This is a genomic window from Paraburkholderia phenoliruptrix (assembly GCF_902859825.1).
Taxonomy (GTDB): domain Bacteria; phylum Pseudomonadota; class Gammaproteobacteria; order Burkholderiales; family Burkholderiaceae; genus Paraburkholderia; species Paraburkholderia phenoliruptrix.
Genome location: NZ_CADIKB010000033.1, coordinates 24,874 through 40,959 on the forward strand (window position 1 = coordinate 24,874; position 16,086 = coordinate 40,959).

The following is a 16,086-nucleotide window of genomic DNA, read 5'->3' on the forward strand; positions in this document are numbered from 1 at the left end:
GGATCCGATCACATCAATTTCAACGGGCCGCTTTCGCTGTTGTCGATCACGGGCAGCGCGCGCGAGCCGGGTAGTTCGTAGTGCCACCATTCGCTGGCAATGTGCGTAAAACCTGCTGCATGCATGATGCCGAGCAGCAGCAGGCGATTGCGCTGCACGTCTTGCGGCAGGCCATGGTGAAAGTGCTCGGATGCCTTCACCATCTCGTCGAAACCTGTGCCCATGTCGAGCGGTTCGCTGTCGCCGTCTATCAGCGTGAGGTCGACGGCCGTGCCCCGGCTATGGTTCGAGCCGCGGCCCAGTTCGGCGATGTAAGTCGGGTCGGGCAGAAAGTCCCACAGCACCTGTTGCGCTTGCGGCGGCCGGTAGGCGTCGAAAATGCGCAAGCGCAGGCCGACGCTGTCCGCGAGATCGACGGCTTTGCGCAAGGCGGATTCGGCGGGTTCCAGCAGCAGGCAGTGCGCTTCGCGATAAATCGGCTTGCCGGTGAAGTTGCGCGGCGTCGCATAAACGAGGTCGATGTCCACGCGATGCGTGTCGGGCGTGATGTGGACCAGGCGAGAAGTAGCGGTCATGGCGATCAGAATTCGAATTGGTCAAGTTCTCGCTGCAGTTCGCGATTGCGGGCAACGCGCTCGTCGATGGCCGGGCCGAGGCGCTCCACGATCGAGGTCAGCAGGAGATTGAAGAGACAGGTGAGCGGCGCGAGCGAGTCCCAGAACTGGCCGACGTCGGTCTTCACTTGCAGCAGATCGCAATGGAAGTCGCGTGCCCACGGGCAGTAAAGATCGGTGACGAGCGCAAAGGCGAGCTCGCGCTGCGCCGCGGCCTCGCAATAGCGGCGCGCGATACGCGAATAGGCGCGCGTGTCGGTGACGATCAGATACGGCGAGGCGAACTCGGAGTTCAATGAATCGACATACGAACCCGACATGCCGTCGGAATAGAACACGCGCGGCCGCAAGTATTCGAGGTAGCTGAAGAACGCGTTCGAAATGCCGCGCGTCGATTGAATGCCGACGATATACACGGCGTCCGCCGCGGCGACGCGCTTTGCCACGCGTTCAAACGCTTCGCTTTCTGCGAGGCGATAGACGTATCGCACGGCCTCGATTTCCAGATCCAGAGACCGTGCGCGTGCCGCCCGTTGCCGACTCGTGCGCTCTGGGCCGCCCGCGTCGCGCTCGCTGCGATACGCGTCGAGGCGGTCGGTAATGAACCACGGTCGCGTTTGGCTACCGCGCAACTCGCGCTTCAGATCGTCCAGATTGCGATAGCCGATGCTACGCAGAAAGCGCCCCACCGAAATGCCACTCGTGCCTGTTTGCCGCGCAATCTGGTCCGCGGTTTCAAGCCCGAGGCGGTCCAGATTCGCGAGCATATACGTGGCGATGCGCTTGGCCGTCGGCGTGAGCGTTGTAAAACTCTGCTGGACCGTATCGGTAAACGCAGTGGGCATCGGCGTTCGTTATTTATCTGTCATGGGGTCGTGCGTTGGTAGCTATCTGACAAGGACAATAAAGCGAGCGCTACATTAATTTTTTTATCGGGGCGGGCAATTCAATAGGCATAGGTTCATGTGTGCGGTCGCATTCACCGCGCCGCCACGCGCCGCACAAAATCGAGCGTCAGGGCGGCGATCTCGTCGCTGGCTTCTTCCAGGGCGAAGTGGCCGGCGTCCAGCACATGTACTTCGGCGTCCGGAACGTCGCGCTGATAGGCGTGTGCGCCGGCCACGGTAAACGAAGGGTCGTATCTGCCCCAGGTCACGAGCGTGGGCGTCCGATGCTCGCGCAGCCAGGCCTGCCAGCGCGGATACGACTGCAGATTGGTGCGGTAATCGTAGAAGAGCTCCGTCTGAATGGCCGCCTGCCCGGGCCGCGCGAGAAACTGTTCCTCGTCGCGCCAGTTGTCCGGATCGTAGTGGTGCGGGTTGGGACTCCTGCCCACGTGGCGCAGTTTCAATGCAGCCGGCGAGGCGAGGTTGGCCCAGAGACTCGCTTCATGCTCCGCGCGGTCCTTCCAGAACGCCTTGCGCGTTTCCCACAGCGGCCCGAGTCCTTCTTCATGCGCGACAGCGTTCTGGATCACGATACCCATCACCTGTTCGGGCCGCGCCATGGCGAGCCGGAAGCCGACCGGACCGCCATAGTCGGCCATGAAGAGGACATAGCGGTCGAGCTTGAGCGCGTCGGTGAACTGTTCGATGGAGCGCGCGAGATTGTCGAATGTATAGGCGTAGCGTTCGGGCGCGGGCGCCTCGCTGTTGCCGAAGCCCGGATAGTCGGGCGCGACGACATGAAACTCCGGCGCGAGAAACGGCATGAGCGGTTCATACATCCGCGAAGACGACGGAAAGCCGTGCAGCAGCAGAACGGTCGGCGCGTCTTTCGGGCCGGCCTCGCGATAGAAGATGTCGACGCCTCCGACGTTGACAGTCGGATAGCGGAAGGTAGAGCGGGTGGCGTCCATGGTCGGTTTTCCTCACGTTGGAAGCGGTGTGTTCAGGGCCGCGGCTCGGCGGCGGACGAGGCCGTTCGTGATCGGCACGACGTGCACGGCGGGCGCGCCGGCGCCGTGGTGTGCACGACATGCAGCAGGTTGGCGGCCAGCGCGAAGGCGGCGGCGGCGATGCAGATGCCTGCCCAATGGCCGAGCGCCCACGCCGGCCCCGCGAGCAGTGCGCCGAGGGCGCTGCCGACGAAAAACAAACCGGTGAAGAGTCCGTTCACGCGGCCACGCGCTTGCGGGTTGAGCAAATTGACGGCGCGTCGCCCCATCGCCTGATCGCCGATTACGCCGAGGTCGAGCAGCAGCGCCGCGACCACGAGCAGCGTAAGCGACGCCGCAGGCGACAAGCCGTTGCTGCCGCCGACGAGCGCGATGCCCGCCGCCAGCACGACGATACTGTGAAAGGCGAGGGTGGCTTGCCGGTCGAGGCCGCGGTCGCCGAGTCGGCCCGCCACCGGCGCGATGACGGTGCTGCCCGCGCCGGCCAGCGCGAAAAGGCCGATGCCGACGTGGCCGAGCCGCAGCGGCGCACTCGCGAGCTTGAGCGCCACGCTCGTCCAGAAGAGGTTGAACGACACCATCAGCAGGCCTTGATACAGCGCGCGGCGGCGCAGGACCGGTTCGTCGCGGATCAGATGCAGCAGCGAGCCGAGCAGCGCGGCATACGAACTCTGGTGAAGCGGACGCCGCTCCGGCAGATGCGTCCCCAGCCACGCCGACATCGCGGCGAGCGCGGCGGCGTCGATTGCATAGTAGCTGCGCCATCCGAATGCGCCGGCGATCAGGCTGGCCGCCGGCCGCGACAGCAGCACGCCGAGCATGAGCCCGCTCATCACGTCGCCGACCACGCGACCGCGCTCGGCCTCCGGCGCCTGCGACGCAACGACCGGCACGAGCATCTGGATCGCGCTCGACGTCAGCCCGACGCAAAACGACGCAGCGAGGAAGACCACCGGCTCGCGCGCCGCCGCGAGCACCGCGAGCGACATTACCTGCGCGCCGAGCGTGCCCATAATGAGCCGCCGGTTCGGCCACAGGTCGACGAGCGGCACGAGGAGCAGCAGACCGGCGGCATAGCCGGTCAGCGTGAGCATCGTCACGAGGTTGGCCCACGCGCCGAGTCCGACCGACGTGGCGAGATCGTTCACGAGCGCCTGCGACGCGTACAAACCGAGCACCGCGATGCCGACGGCAATCGCATAAGGGCGCGCGGCGACCGTTGCGGGCCTGGCAGCGGCGGCGCTGCCCGAATCGTGTTGTGACATGCGCGGGTGCTCCGTGAGGACGATGTTCCGTATCCTACTCGCGCCTGTCTGATAGATAATCAGGGCGAAAAATGACTCTTTCTCCCGGAAAAATGGATAATGGATCGCTGCGTGACCTGGAAGTTTTTGTCGCGATTGCCGAAGAAGGCAATTTGACCGCAGCGGCGCGGCGGCTCGACCGATCGCTGCAGGCGGTGAGCCGTTCGCTGCAGGTGCTGGAGCGCGAGGCGGGAACCCTGCTCGTCGCGCGCACCACACGCCAGTGCCGGCTGACCACGGCGGGCGAGCAGTTCTACACGCGCATCAAGCAGGTGCTGGCCGATCTGGCCATGGCGCGCGCCGAACTCGCCGAGTATGCGACGACGGTGACGGGGCGCTTGCGCATTTGCGGTCCCACGCTCTTCGGTCCGCGCTATCTCGCGCCGCTTCTTGCGGCGTTTCTTGCGCGTTATCCGCAACTCACGGCGTCGCTTGATTTGTCGGAGGAGTACGACGACCCGGCGGTGAGCGGCGCAGACGTCACCATTCGCATTGGCGAGACGCCCGACTCGAATCTGATTGCGCGTCGGCTCGGCACGATTCGCCGCGTGACGTTCGCTTCGCCGGCTTATCTGGAGGCGCGCGGGCGTCCGCTGCGGCCGGCGGATCTGAAGCAGCACGATTGCGTGGTGCGCTCGGCTTTGCCGGAGGCGTCGCTGTGGCGTTATCGCAGCAAACGCGGCATGGAGGAAGCGGTGCAGGTGCGCGGGCGCTTCGAAAGCAACAGCACGGCTGCCATCAACGATGCGGTCGCGAGCGGTCTCGGCATTGGCCGGGCCGCGTATTGGCAGATCGGCGAGCTCGTGCAGCAGCGCCGCGTGGAACTGATCCTGACCGACTACGAACTGTCGCCGCTGCCGTTGCAGGCGCTCTGGCTGCCCACGCGGCGCCTGCCGGCGCGCACGCGTCTGTTCGTGGAGTTTCTCGCGGCACGGCTCGAAAGCGTTGCGCTGTAGCGCGGCGGACCGGACCGATACGAGCCGGATGCCTTAACAGGTCGCGCAAAGTCGTTCGGATCATGAGCAATCCTTACGCGGTCTGCGCGCTGTCGCCCGGCGCTTTCGCGCGCCGCGTCACGGAGTGCCGTGTCTGAACGGCGGGCATAGTCGTTGCGGATCAACCTCCACACAAGTACATGTGGAGGACATCATGAGTATATTGAACCCGCAAGGCACTGCGTCCGGCACCGGCGGTGCGGACATCGTCGGCACGGGCACCGGAGAAGGCCCCGGACCGGAAGTCATGGCCGCGGCGACGCTCGACGACACCCAGGTCATTTCAGCGGACGGAGAAGACGTCGGCAAGATTTCGGACATCATGCTCGACGTGCGCAGCGGCAGGATCGCCTATGCGGTGCTGTCCGAAGGCGGCTTTCTCGGCATGGGCGCGAACCTGCACGCCATACCGTGGAATGCGCTTACGCTCGACACCGACGCCAAGTGTTTCCGCGTGAGCATCGACGCCCAGCGCATCAAGGACGACCCCGGCTTCGACAAGGACCACTGGCCTTCCATGGCCGATGCGTCGTGGGGCACGACGCTCCATCAGTACTACAACCGCGATCCGTACTGGTCGACGACGGGCGGCGTGGCAGATGTGCCGCCGGGAGATATCTGAGTTGTTCATCACGAACGCCGGCCTGCGCACAGCATGGCCGGCGTTTGTCTTATCGAGGGAGGCAACGATGAAGAGGGTAAAGAAAGCAGTGCTGGCTTCTGCATGCGCACTCGCGTTGGTCGGCACGGCGTTCGCGCAGGGTGCGGGCGGCGGCGGTGGTTCCAGCGGCGGCGGTGGTAGCGGCAGCGGCGGCACGAGCGTCGGCGCGGGCGGAGCCGGCGTGAACGGAGCGAACGGCGCGGGGCAGGGCGGTGCAGGCATGAGTGCGCCCAACATGGGCGGCACGAGTGGCTCTACATCCACGATGAAAAGCGGCAAGTCCAAACATGCTGCGCCGACACGCATGCCGCAAAACGGCGCGCATGCCAAGGGCGCATCGGACACCGCTGCTTCGACTGCACAGTGAGCGGCCGCGGCAGCGCCGCGCCATACCATCGGGCGACACGCCTTGTTCGCAATTCGTGAGGATTGCACAAGGTGTGCCGCTTGACTGCTCGCGGGCTCAGACACGCGATCGCGCGGGCGATACCGCCTACGATAGCCCGCGAAATAAGCCCTTTTCACCGGAATAAACTTCCTGCGCCCCTCGTTCATTGACCGTCAGCTTCTGTGGCAGAACGAGGAGTGCGGTCATGAAGTCTCTACTTGATGTATTCGGCGTCGCAGCGTGCGGCGCGGCCATCGCGGCGCTGGTCTCCTGCGGTGGCGGTTCCGGTTCGAACAGCGTCAACTCGCCGATCCAGTCGACGTTCACCGCGACGGCCCTCGTCTCCGACGGCGCCGTGCCCGCTGCCCACACCGACGCAAATCTGAAAAACCCCTGGGGCGTCGCTTTCAATCCAAAAGGTTTTGCCTGGGTGGCGGACAACGGCACTAACGTCGCAACGCTCTATGACGGCAATGGCGTGCCGCAATCGCTCGTCGTCACAATACCCGACGGCAGGAACGGTCCGGCATCGCCGACGGGCATTGTCTTCAACGGCACACAAAGCTTCGTGGTCACGGAAAACGGCAAGTCGGGACTCGCAGCGTTCATCTTCGCGGGCGAAGGCGGCACCTTGACCGCGTGGGCGCCCGCCGTCGGTCCGACCAATGCGTTCGTCATGTATGACGATGGGGCGGGCGGCGCGGTCTACAAAGGTCTCGCCATCGCTACCATGAACAACGGCAACTTCCTCTACGCGACGGACTTCCATAACAACAAGATCGACGTCTTCAATACATCGTTTGCCAAGGTCGCCATGCCGGGCGCCTTCACGGATCCGGCGATTCCCGCCGGCTTCGCGCCATTCGGCATTCAGGCGATCGACCAGAATCTGTTCGTCACGTACGCGAAGCAGGACGCCGCCAAACACGACGATGTCGCGGGCGCGGGCCTCGGCATGGTCGACGTCTACGACAGCGCGGGCCACCTCAAGCAGCACTTCGCGGCCGGCGGCCCGCTTAACGCGCCGTGGGGCATGGCGGTGGCGCCTGCCAACTTCGGCTCGCTGAGCGGCGCGGTCCTGATCGGCAATTTCGGCGACGGCACGATCAACGCGTTCAATGCGACGAGCGGACAGTCGATGGGACGGCTCAATGGATCGAACGGCAGCCCGATTGTGGAACACGGCTTATGGGGCATTGCGTTCGGCAATGATCTTGACAGCCAGCCCTCCAGCACGCTTTTCTTCGCGGGGGGCCCGAACGACGAAGCCAACGGCGTATATGGAAGAATCGATCTGAACGCGACATCGAGTGCCGGCACAGGCACGAGCACGAGCACGGGCTCCGGCACCGGCACCAGTTCCAGCGGTGGGGCGAGCATCGGCATGTAGCGCCCGGCGCGCGGGAAGCAGCCGCCGCGCGGCCGGCGAATGCGGCGCGGCGTCGTCGCCAAAGCGTGGGAAGCCTGACATTACGACGCAGGCATAGCGGTGTACTATCAAATGCGCAGGATCCACCTGCGCGCGGCATTTGGGTACATCGTCAATGGCGGTCATGGAACCCCGGCGAGGCCCTAGGGGAACGGCATGAGGGGCTGGCTTCTGGCATGGGAGTGCGCGTGTCTGCTGTCGGTTGCTGCGGCGCAGGGTATGCCGACTGCCGCCGTGCCCGCCAGCACCGTCGCCGCAACCGACTTCCTGGCCGAGGCCAAGCGCGTCGTCAATGCGGCGGCGCAACCGGGGGCGCCCTGGAACGGACCGCGCGACGGGCCGCGCGCGCAGGCCGGCAAGCATATTGCCGTCGTCGCCGAGGACCTGCGCAACGGCGGCATTGTCGGTGTGGTCGACGGAGTGCTCGAGGCGGCCAAAGTGATCGGCTGGGGCGTCAAGATTTTCGACTCCGCCGGCACGCCCGACCTGCGCCTCAAGATGCTGGCGAATGCACTCGCCAGCCGCCCGGACGGCATGATCCTCGTGGGCAGCGACGCGCGCGCCCTGTTGTCCGGCCTGCGCCCATTTGCCGAGCGCAACATTCCGGTCGTCGGCTGGCATGTGGCGGCCCAGGCCGGACCCGTGCCCGACACCCCTCTCGCGATGAACGTGGCGACGGATCCCGTCGAAGTCGCGCGCGTGACCGCGCTCGCGGCGATCGTCCAGTCGGGTGGACGTGCCGGCGTCGTCATCTTCACCGACTCCAACTTCCGGATCGCGCAAGCCAAGGCGGACGAAATGGCCGCCGTCGTGCGCGAGTGCAGCGGCTGCACACTGCTCGACATGCGCGACGTGCCGATTTCGCGCAGCCAGGAGCTGATGCCGGCCACCACCCGCGCCTTGCTCGCGCAGTACGGCAAGCGCTGGACCTACGCGCTCGCCGTCAACGACATCTATTTCGACTACGCCGCGCCGGTACTGACCCAGGCCGGCATGCCGAACGCGGGCTTGGCGATGCTGTCGGCCGGCGACGGCAGCGAGTCCGCCTTCCTGCGGATCCGCACGAGCACCTTCCAGACCGGCACGGTCGCCGAGCCGCTCAATCTGCACGGCTGGCAACTGGTCGACGAGATGAACCGGCTCCTTGCCGGCGGCGGCGTGACGGGTTACGTAGTGCCCGTGCATCTCGTGACCGCGGAGAACATTACCGCGGACGGCGGCGATCGTCTGATCTATGACCCGGCCAACGGCTATCGCGACATCTATCGCCACATCTGGCAACGCCCGTGAAACTTCCGCTTCCACAGTCGCTTACCGCGCAGTTTGCGCTGGTGGTTTCCTGCCTCGCCGCGCTGGTGGTCGCGGTCGGCGCGACCACGCTTTATTCGCTGGGAAGCTCGGCCCACGCCGTCCGCCAATTGGCCGAAGAGCGGCTCGCGCGCCAGGAGGATGCGCACAACCTGGCGCAGCTCACGCTGATGATCGAACGCCTCGCGTTGCAGTTGTCCAGTGGCGAGACCGTGGACGTGGTGCGCGAAACGCATCGGCATGTGATTGAGGAGCTCGCCACTTTCGACCGCCTGGTGGACCGGCTCGCCGCCGCGACGACGAGCGAAGGCGTGAGTGTCGACGCGCTCGCGTTGCATCGCTCCAGTCAGCGCTTTCGCAACACGGTCAATATCGAGGCGCAGCTCCGCGAGACCGCGCTGCGCGCGGGAAGCACGCCGGGGGCCGCGCACGAGGCTCGCGGGTCGCCGGCGTCGGGAAGCCTCGAGGACGATCTGCGCCGCCAGGCCGACGCGCTCGCCGCCGCGGCGCGCCAGCAGGCGGATTACTTCACGCGCGACTATCGTCAGGCGGTGCAGGACCTCGCCGACAATGCCGACCGCACCCGAAAATGGGTGACCGGCGAAGTGGCGGTGAGCCTGCTGCTCGCCTGGCTGATCGCTCATGCCTTTCTCGGCCGCCATGTGGTTGGACGGCTGCGGCGGGTCAGTCACTTCCTGCGGCACGGTGACGTCGACAGCGCGCAAGCCGGGGTGCCCGTGCGCGGCGGCGACGAGATTGCCGACATGGCGCGCGCGGTCGAACAGTTTCTCGAAGACCGGCGCCAGCGCAGGCAGGCCGAGCAGGCACTGAAGGAACTCAACGCGGAACTGGAGGCGCGTGTCACGCAGCGCACGGCGGAGCTGAGCACGGCGCTCGCGGGCCTCACGGCCGAGATCGTCGAGCGGCAGCACGCGGAAGAGGCCGCACGCGCGAGCGAACACTTTCTCGACAGCATCATCGAGAACATTCCCGACACCATTTTCGTGAAAGACGCGGCGACGCTGCGCTTCGTCCGCTTTAACAAGGCGGGCGAGCAGCTGCTCGGCTACCGGCGCGAGGAACTCATCGGCAAGTCCGTCCACGATCTGTTTCCGCCGAGCGAGGCCGAGTTTTATGCGCTGAAGGATCGCGACGTGCTGAAGTCGCAGCAACTGGTGGACGTGCCGGACGAGCCGGTGCACACCCGTTATGGTGTGCGCCTTTTGCACACCATGAAGATTCCGATCGTCGACGTGCGCGGCGAGCCGCAGTTCCTGCTCGGCATTTCACGCGACATTACCGAGCAAAGGCGTGCCGAAGATGAACTGCGGCGCTATCGCGAGCACCTCGAAGACATGATCCGCGAGCGCACCGCCGAGCTCGCCGTCGCGAAGGAACACGCCGATGCGGCGAACCAGGCCAAGAGCGATTTTCTCGCGCACATGAGCCACGAGCTGCGCACGCCGTTGAACGGGATTCTCGGCTACGCGCAAATACTCAGGCGCGACAAGAACCTGGAGCAGCGCCAGGCGGACGGAATAGCGGTGATCCAGCGCAGCGGCGAACATCTGCTGGCGATTATCAACGATATTCTCGACATGGCGAAAATCGAGGCGGGCAAGGTGGACCTCTACCTTTCCGATGTGCTGCTCGAGCGCTTCATCTACTTTATCGCCGGGACCATCCGCCTGAAGGCGACGGAAAAGGGCCTCGCCTTCTCGTGCGACATGGCGCCCGGGTTGCCCGCGGCCGTGCGCGTCGACGAAAAGCGGCTACGCCAGGTGCTGCTCAACCTGCTCTCCAATGCAATCAAATTTACCGAGACGGGCAGCGTGTGTCTGCGCGTCGACTGGACGCCGCCGACGCGGCTGCGTTTCGAAGTGCAGGACACTGGAATCGGCATCGAGGAAGCGCATCGGGAGACGATTTTCCGGCCTTTCGAGCAGGTGAGCGACGCGCGGCACCGCGTGGGCGGCACGGGGCTCGGGCTCGCCATCAGCCGGCAGCTCGTGCGCCTGATGGGCGGCGAGATTCACGTCGAGAGCCGCCGCGGTGGGGGGAGCATCTTCCGGTTCGAACTGGATGTCCCGGCGGTGGCGCGTGAGGCCGCCGACGTGCCGCTCGAATGGACGGCAAGCGGCTACCACGGGCCGCGCAAGACGATCCTTGTCGTCGATGACGTCGCGGCGAATCGTGCCGTGATGGTCGATATGCTCGCGCCGCTCGGCTTCGAGATGGCGGAAGCGGGCAACGGACTGGAGGCGTTGCAGAAAGCAGAGGCGCTGCGTCCGTCGCTCATCCTCATGGATGTGGTCATGCCCGGCATGGACGGGCTGGAAGCCACGCGGCGCCTGCGCGCCATGCCGGAGTTCGCGCGCTTGCCCATCGTCGCGGTCTCCGCGGGCGCCTCGGGCAGCGATGCCGCGAAAAGCCTCGCCGCCGGTGCGAACGCCATGCTGTCCAAACCGGTTGATCTGAGCGTGCTGCTCTCGCAGATCGCGGTGCTGCTGAACCTCGAATGGAGCGACGACACGCGGCCCGAGGCACGCGAACCGGCTATACGTATCGCGGGTTCCTCCATGGACAACTTCATCGTGCCGCCCCATGAGGAGATGGAGGCGCTGCACTACCTCGCGCGGCTCGGCGACATGCGCGCCATCGTCCAGCATACCGAGCACCTGACCGAGCTCGACGAACGCTATCGTCCTTTCGCCGACCACCTGTGCCAGCTGGCGAAGCATTACCGGTCTCAGGCAATCGTCAGTTTCGTCGAGCAGTATCGGGACGCGCGCGGCGCCGATTGATAACCATACGACATCAATCGTTCAAAAAATTGCAATTCCCGTTTGACCGGCGAGGGGCCACTATGCGTCAAACGGCAAAGTGCGGACCACCGCATGTTGCAGGATTTCAGGAGACACATCGATGCACCCCTCCCCCTCTACCCTCGCCCCGGGCCAGTCCAAGGCCGCGGCGGTCTTCCGCGTCACGGCCGGGAATTTTCTCGAGCAGTTCGACTTCTTCCTGTTCGGCTTTTACGCGACGCAGATTGCCAACGTCTTTTTCCCGGCTGCCAGCGAATTCGCCTCGTTGATGATGACGTTCGCGGTCTTCGGCGCGGGTTTCCTGATGCGGCCGTTGGGCGCGATCGTGCTTGGCGCGTATATCGACGATGTGGGCCGCCGCAAGGGCCTGATCGTCACGCTGTCCATCATGGCGAGCGGCACCATTCTCATTGCGTTCGTGCCGGGCTATTCGACAATCGGCCTTCTCGCGCCCGCGCTCGTGCTGGTCGGCCGGCTGCTGCAGGGCTTCTCGGCAGGCGCGGAACTGGGCGGCGTTTCGGTGTATCTCGCCGAGATGGCGACGCCCGGCCGCAAGGGCTTCTTCACGAGCTGGCAGTCCGCGAGCCAGCAAGTGGCCATTGTCGTGGCCGCAGCCCTCGGCTTCGCGCTGAATCAGTCGCTGAATGCCACGGCCATTGCGGCGTGGGGATGGCGAGTGCCGTTCTTCGTCGGCTGCATGATCGTGCCGTTCATCTTCCTGCTGCGCCGCAATCTGCAGGAAACGCAGGAGTTCAAGGCGCGCCAGCATCGTCCCACCATGAAGGAGGTGTTCCGCACGCTGGCGCAAAACTGGCCCGTGGTGATCGCCGGCATGATGCTGGTGGCGATGACGACCGCGAGCTTCTACCTCATCACGGTCTACGCGCCGACCTTCGGCAAGACGGTCTTGCATCTGAGCACGGCCGACAGTCTGCTCGTCACGCTGTGTGTCGCGGTGTCGAACTTCGTGTGGCTGCCCATCGGCGGGGCCATCTCGGACAAGATCGGCCGCCGGCCGCTGCTCGTCGGCATGACGGTGCTCGCCATCGCGACCGCGTATCCGGCGCTCTCGCTGCTTGCGCATGCGCCGAGCTTCATCAATATGCTGCTCGTGCTGCTGTGGCTCTCGTTCATGTACGGCATGTATAACGGCGCGATGGTCGTCGCGCTGACGGAAGTGATGCCGGTGCAGGTACGCGTCGCGGGCTTCTCGCTCGCCTACAGCCTCGCGACGGCCGTATTCGGCGGCTTCACGCCTGCGATCTCGACGGCGCTCATTCACATGACCGGCGACAAGGCCGCGCCCGGCTACTGGATGAGCTTTGCCGCCGCGTGCGCCCTTCTCGCGACCTTCGCGCTGTATCGCCGCCGCGCGGTGACGCTGACGCCGGCGCACTGATGCGCGTGGCGCTTCGCACGAATCTGACCACACCATCACACACGACTCCAATCATGAGACATCTGCTTCTGAAAGTCGCCGCCGCAGCCTGGCTTGCCACCTCGTTTGTTGCAGCGAATGTGCAGGCCGCCGACCTGCACGTCATGAGCTCCGGCGGCTTTACCGCGGCGTATAAAGTGCTCGGCCCGAAGTTCGCCTCCGAAACGGGCAACACGCTCGACACCGCGCTCGGCCCGTCGATGGGCAAATCGCCCGAAGCGATTCCCAACCGGCTCGAGCGCGGCGAGCCCGCGGACGCCGTCATCATGGTGGGTTATGCATTGGACGAGCTGATCCAGAAGGGCAAGGTCATGCCCGGATCGCGCGTCGAGCTGGCCGATTCGCGCATCGGCATGGTCGTGCGCGAAGGGGCGGCGAAGCCCGACATCAGCTCGGCGGAAGGCCTCCGGCAGGTGCTCCTGCACGCGAAGTCGATCGCCTACTCGGACAGCGCGAGCGGTGTCTATATCGAGCGCGAGCTGTTCAAAAAGCTCGGCATCGAGGATCAGGTCAAGTCGAAGGCGAAGATGATTCCGCGCATTCCGGTCGCTTCGGTCGTCGCGAACGGCGACTACGAAATCGGCTTCCAGCAGGTGAGCGAGTTGTTGCCGGTGAAGGGTGCGACGTTTGTCGGCAAGATTCCGGAGTCGCTGCAGTCGGTGACGCGGTTTGCCGCCGGCATTCCCGTCGGCGCCCAGCATCCGCAGGAAGCGAAAGCGCTGCTCGACTATCTCGCTTCGCCTGGCGTACAGGCCGCAGTGCAATCCACGGGGCTGGATTCGGTTTCCGCGCATTGACGTGAAGCGCAAGGGGCGGTCGCCTTATGGTGGCCCTCCGTGGGTGGCCTTCCTTGCGGCCTTGCTGTCAGGTCTCCGAAGTATGTCCCGCTGGGTTCCCTGCGCCGTCCTCACCATCCGCGCCGCCCGGCGCGGCCGCCCCGAGCTGCTGTGCCAGACGCCGACGGTCGCAGGCACCTTCCCACATCGAAACGAAGATCACCGCGCAGGCGTTGCTGATCACGCTCGTCAGCGCGCGCGCCTCGGACATGAAGCGGTCGATGCCCACCAGCAGCGCCACCCCGGCGACGGGCAAATCGGGGATCACCGTCAGCGTCGCGACGAGGGCGACGAGTCCGCTGCCCGACACGCCGGCCGCGCCCTTCGAGGTGAGCAGCATGACCGCGAGCATCGTCGCGATCTGCGTAGCTGAAAGCGGCACGTCGCACGCCTGGGCAATGAAAACGGAGGCGAGCGTCAGATAGATCGCGGTGCCGTCGAGATTGAACGAATAGCCGGCGGGCAGCACCAGACCCACGACGCCCTTGTCGCAGCCGAGCGCCTCCAGTCGCGCGATCAGGCGCGGCAGCACGGGCTCCGTCGACGATGTGGCGAGCACAATCAACAGTTCCTCGCGCAGGTAGCGCAACAGCCGCCACAGCGCGAAACCGTGCAGCCGCGCGAGCGGCGCGAGCACCAGCGCGATAAACAGCAGGCAGGCGACGTAGAGCGACACCACCAGCATGCCCAGCGAGCCGACCGAGCGAATGCCGAAGCGCCCGACCGTGAACGCCATGGCGCCGAATGCGCCGAGCGGCGCGAGCCGCATGATCATCGCGAGGATGCGAAAAAGGCTTTGCGCGATACCGTCGATGAGCGTGAGTACCGGCGTTCCCGCCTTCGGATACCGATTCAGCGCGAAGCCGAACAGCAGCGAGAGCAGCAGCACGGGCAGCACCTCGCCCTTGTCGAAGGCGCCGAGCATCGTTTCGGGGATGACCCCGAGCGCAAACGCGACAAGACCGCGAGGCTCCGCGTGCTTGCCGTATTGCGCGAGGATGGTCGCGTCAAGACGGTGCGCGTCGATATGCAGGCCCGCGCCGGGTTGCAACACGAAGGCGGTGACGAGCCCGAGCACGAGCGCCACCGCGGTCAGAAAATAGAAGAGCGCGAGCGCCTGAAAGAGGGTGCGTCCGATCGCCTTGCTGCTCGCCAGCGACGTGATGCCCGAGACGATCGTGCAGAAGACGATCGGCGCAATCATCATCCTCACAAGGCCGACGAATGCGTCGCTCAGCGGTTTGAGCAGCGCGCCCGCGTGCGGCAGGAAGTGACCGAGCGCGATGCCGGCTACCATGCCCAGCAGTACTTGCACATACAGGGAGCGAAGGGATCGTGCGAGGCTCACAGGGCGGTTTTCCTGCCCGTCTGCCGTGCCGGAGCAGATGTTTCGCCGGAAGCATTGCTGCTTGCAACGCCGCTGCGCCGCATGTCGAGAATGGTTTTGTGAAACTCCTGCGCGGCCGGCGTGAGTGGCCGCCCGCGGCGCCTCACGATACCCACCCGCCGTTTCACCACCGGTTCGACGAGCGGCACACTGGTGAGAATGGGGTGATCGCGTCCGGGCATGGCCATCGACGGCACGGCAGCAACGCCGAGCCCCGCCTCGATCAGGCCGAGCAGGGTCGTGACATGGCGCGTTTCGCAGACGCTCGGCGCACGCGGCGCGACGGACGAGAGCGCCTGGTCGAGCAGCAGGCGGTTGCCGGAAGTCTTGTCGACCGAAACGTAGTCGTGCTCATAAAGCTCGTTCCACGTCACGCGCTTCTTGCGCGCGAGCGGGTGGTCGCGACGGCAAGCCGCAACGAAGCGCTCCTGCAGCAGCAGCTTGAACTCGACCTCGGGCTCCTGGCTGCCCATGAAACTCACGCCGAAATCCGCTTCGCCGCTGATGACGGCGCCCAGCACCTCATTGGCGCTCGAATCCAGCAGCTTGACGCGGATACGCGGAAACCGGCGATGGTAGCTCGCAATCGCGCCCGGCAAAAAGTAGTAGGCCACCGACGGCACGCAGGCGATGGTCACATGACCCAGACGGCTCGACGAAACATCGCGGATGCCGAGCAGCGCGACGTCGAGGTCGTCGAGCAGTTGTTCCGCGCTCGGCGCGAATACCCGGCCGACGGTGGTGAGCGTCACGCTGCGCGTGGTGCGTTCGAAAAGACGCACGCCGAGTGCTTCCTCGAGCTTTTCGATGCGGCGGCTCAAAGCCGGCTGCGAGATACTGACCGCCTCGGCGGCTTTGCGGAAGCTCCCGAGCTCCACTACCGCGCGAAACGCCTGCAGGTCGTTCAAATCGAAGTTGATGCCCACGGGTCACTCTCCCCATCCTGGATGCGGGCATTGTGCATGACGCATCCGGAAGCGGCCATTGTGAAGTACCCGGTTCGA

General features: G+C 65.4%; 14 protein-coding genes. 8 read left to right on the plus strand and 6 right to left on the minus strand.

From position 1 onward, the window contains the following. Positions 1 to 8 precede the first annotated feature (8 nt). The 4 genes from ddpX to HV711_RS25280 form a co-directional block, all read right to left on the minus strand. Entirely contained in the window at positions 9 to 575 is a 567-nt protein-coding gene (gene ddpX, locus HV711_RS25265; RefSeq protein WP_035477528.1) for a D-alanyl-D-alanine dipeptidase, read from the minus strand. A 5-nt stretch (positions 576 to 580) separates the two neighbouring features. Continuing rightward, a complete protein-coding gene (gene sapR, locus HV711_RS25270) occupies positions 581 to 1,459 on the minus strand; it encodes a sap1 transcriptional regulator SapR (RefSeq protein ID WP_028359623.1) in 879 nt (292 codons plus the stop codon). 134 nt (positions 1,460 to 1,593) lie between these two features. After that, on the minus strand, positions 1,594 to 2,472 hold the full coding sequence (locus HV711_RS25275) for an alpha/beta fold hydrolase (RefSeq protein WP_035477529.1): 879 nt from the start codon (positions 2,470 to 2,472) through the stop codon (positions 1,594 to 1,596). A 32-nt stretch (positions 2,473 to 2,504) separates the two neighbouring features. After that, a complete protein-coding gene (locus HV711_RS25280; protein WP_035477531.1) occupies positions 2,505 to 3,776 on the minus strand; it encodes an MFS transporter in 1,272 nt (423 codons plus the stop codon). Between the two features lie 92 nt (positions 3,777 to 3,868). Between HV711_RS25280 and HV711_RS25285 the strand changes: the two genes are divergently transcribed. The 8 genes from HV711_RS25285 to HV711_RS25320 all read left to right on the plus strand — a co-directional run bounded on the left by HV711_RS25285 (position 3,869) and on the right by HV711_RS25320 (position 13,656). Further along, on the plus strand, positions 3,869 to 4,771 hold the full coding sequence (locus HV711_RS25285) for a LysR family transcriptional regulator (RefSeq protein ID WP_035477532.1): 903 nt from the start codon (positions 3,869 to 3,871) through the stop codon (positions 4,769 to 4,771). A gap of 193 nt (positions 4,772 to 4,964) precedes the next feature. Next, complete coding sequence (locus tag HV711_RS25290; protein WP_028359627.1) at positions 4,965 to 5,432, plus strand: PRC-barrel domain-containing protein; 468 nt, start codon at positions 4,965 to 4,967, stop codon at positions 5,430 to 5,432. A 67-nt stretch (positions 5,433 to 5,499) separates the two neighbouring features. Continuing rightward, positions 5,500 to 5,838, plus strand: a complete 339-nt coding sequence (locus tag HV711_RS25295; RefSeq protein ID WP_013590984.1) for a hypothetical protein — start codon at positions 5,500 to 5,502, stop codon at positions 5,836 to 5,838. 226 nt (positions 5,839 to 6,064) lie between these two features. Next, positions 6,065 to 7,249 carry a TIGR03118 family protein gene (locus tag HV711_RS25300; protein WP_035477534.1) on the plus strand — a complete coding sequence of 395 codons (1,185 nt, stop codon included), beginning with the start codon at positions 6,065 to 6,067 and terminating at the stop codon, positions 7,247 to 7,249. A gap of 195 nt (positions 7,250 to 7,444) precedes the next feature. Further along, positions 7,445 to 8,578 carry a substrate-binding domain-containing protein gene (locus HV711_RS25305; protein ID WP_035477536.1) on the plus strand — a complete coding sequence of 378 codons (1,134 nt, stop codon included), beginning with the start codon at positions 7,445 to 7,447 and terminating at the stop codon, positions 8,576 to 8,578. Then, entirely contained in the window at positions 8,575 to 11,400 is a 2,826-nt protein-coding gene (locus HV711_RS25310; protein ID WP_035477539.1) for an ATP-binding protein, read from the plus strand. The genes HV711_RS25305 and HV711_RS25310 overlap by 4 nt, the downstream gene beginning before the upstream one ends. A gap of 121 nt (positions 11,401 to 11,521) precedes the next feature. Next, on the plus strand, positions 11,522 to 12,820 hold the full coding sequence (locus HV711_RS25315) for an MFS transporter (protein ID WP_035477540.1): 1,299 nt from the start codon (positions 11,522 to 11,524) through the stop codon (positions 12,818 to 12,820). Positions 12,821 to 12,873: 53 nt separating this feature from the next. Beyond that, positions 12,874 to 13,656, plus strand: coding sequence for a substrate-binding domain-containing protein (locus HV711_RS25320; protein WP_028359632.1), 783 nt, complete (start codon positions 12,874 to 12,876; stop codon positions 13,654 to 13,656). 67 nt (positions 13,657 to 13,723) lie between these two features. Here HV711_RS25320 and dctA read toward each other — a convergent pair whose 3' ends face one another. Together dctA and HV711_RS25330 are read right to left on the minus strand one after the other, a co-directional pair. After that, complete coding sequence (dctA, locus tag HV711_RS25325; protein WP_028359633.1) at positions 13,724 to 15,043, minus strand: C4-dicarboxylate transporter DctA; 1,320 nt, start codon at positions 15,041 to 15,043, stop codon at positions 13,724 to 13,726. Then, on the minus strand, positions 15,040 to 16,008 hold the full coding sequence (locus HV711_RS25330) for a LysR family transcriptional regulator (protein ID WP_013590977.1): 969 nt from the start codon (positions 16,006 to 16,008) through the stop codon (positions 15,040 to 15,042). The genes dctA and HV711_RS25330 overlap by 4 nt, the downstream gene beginning before the upstream one ends. Positions 16,009 to 16,086: the final 78 nt, after the last annotated feature.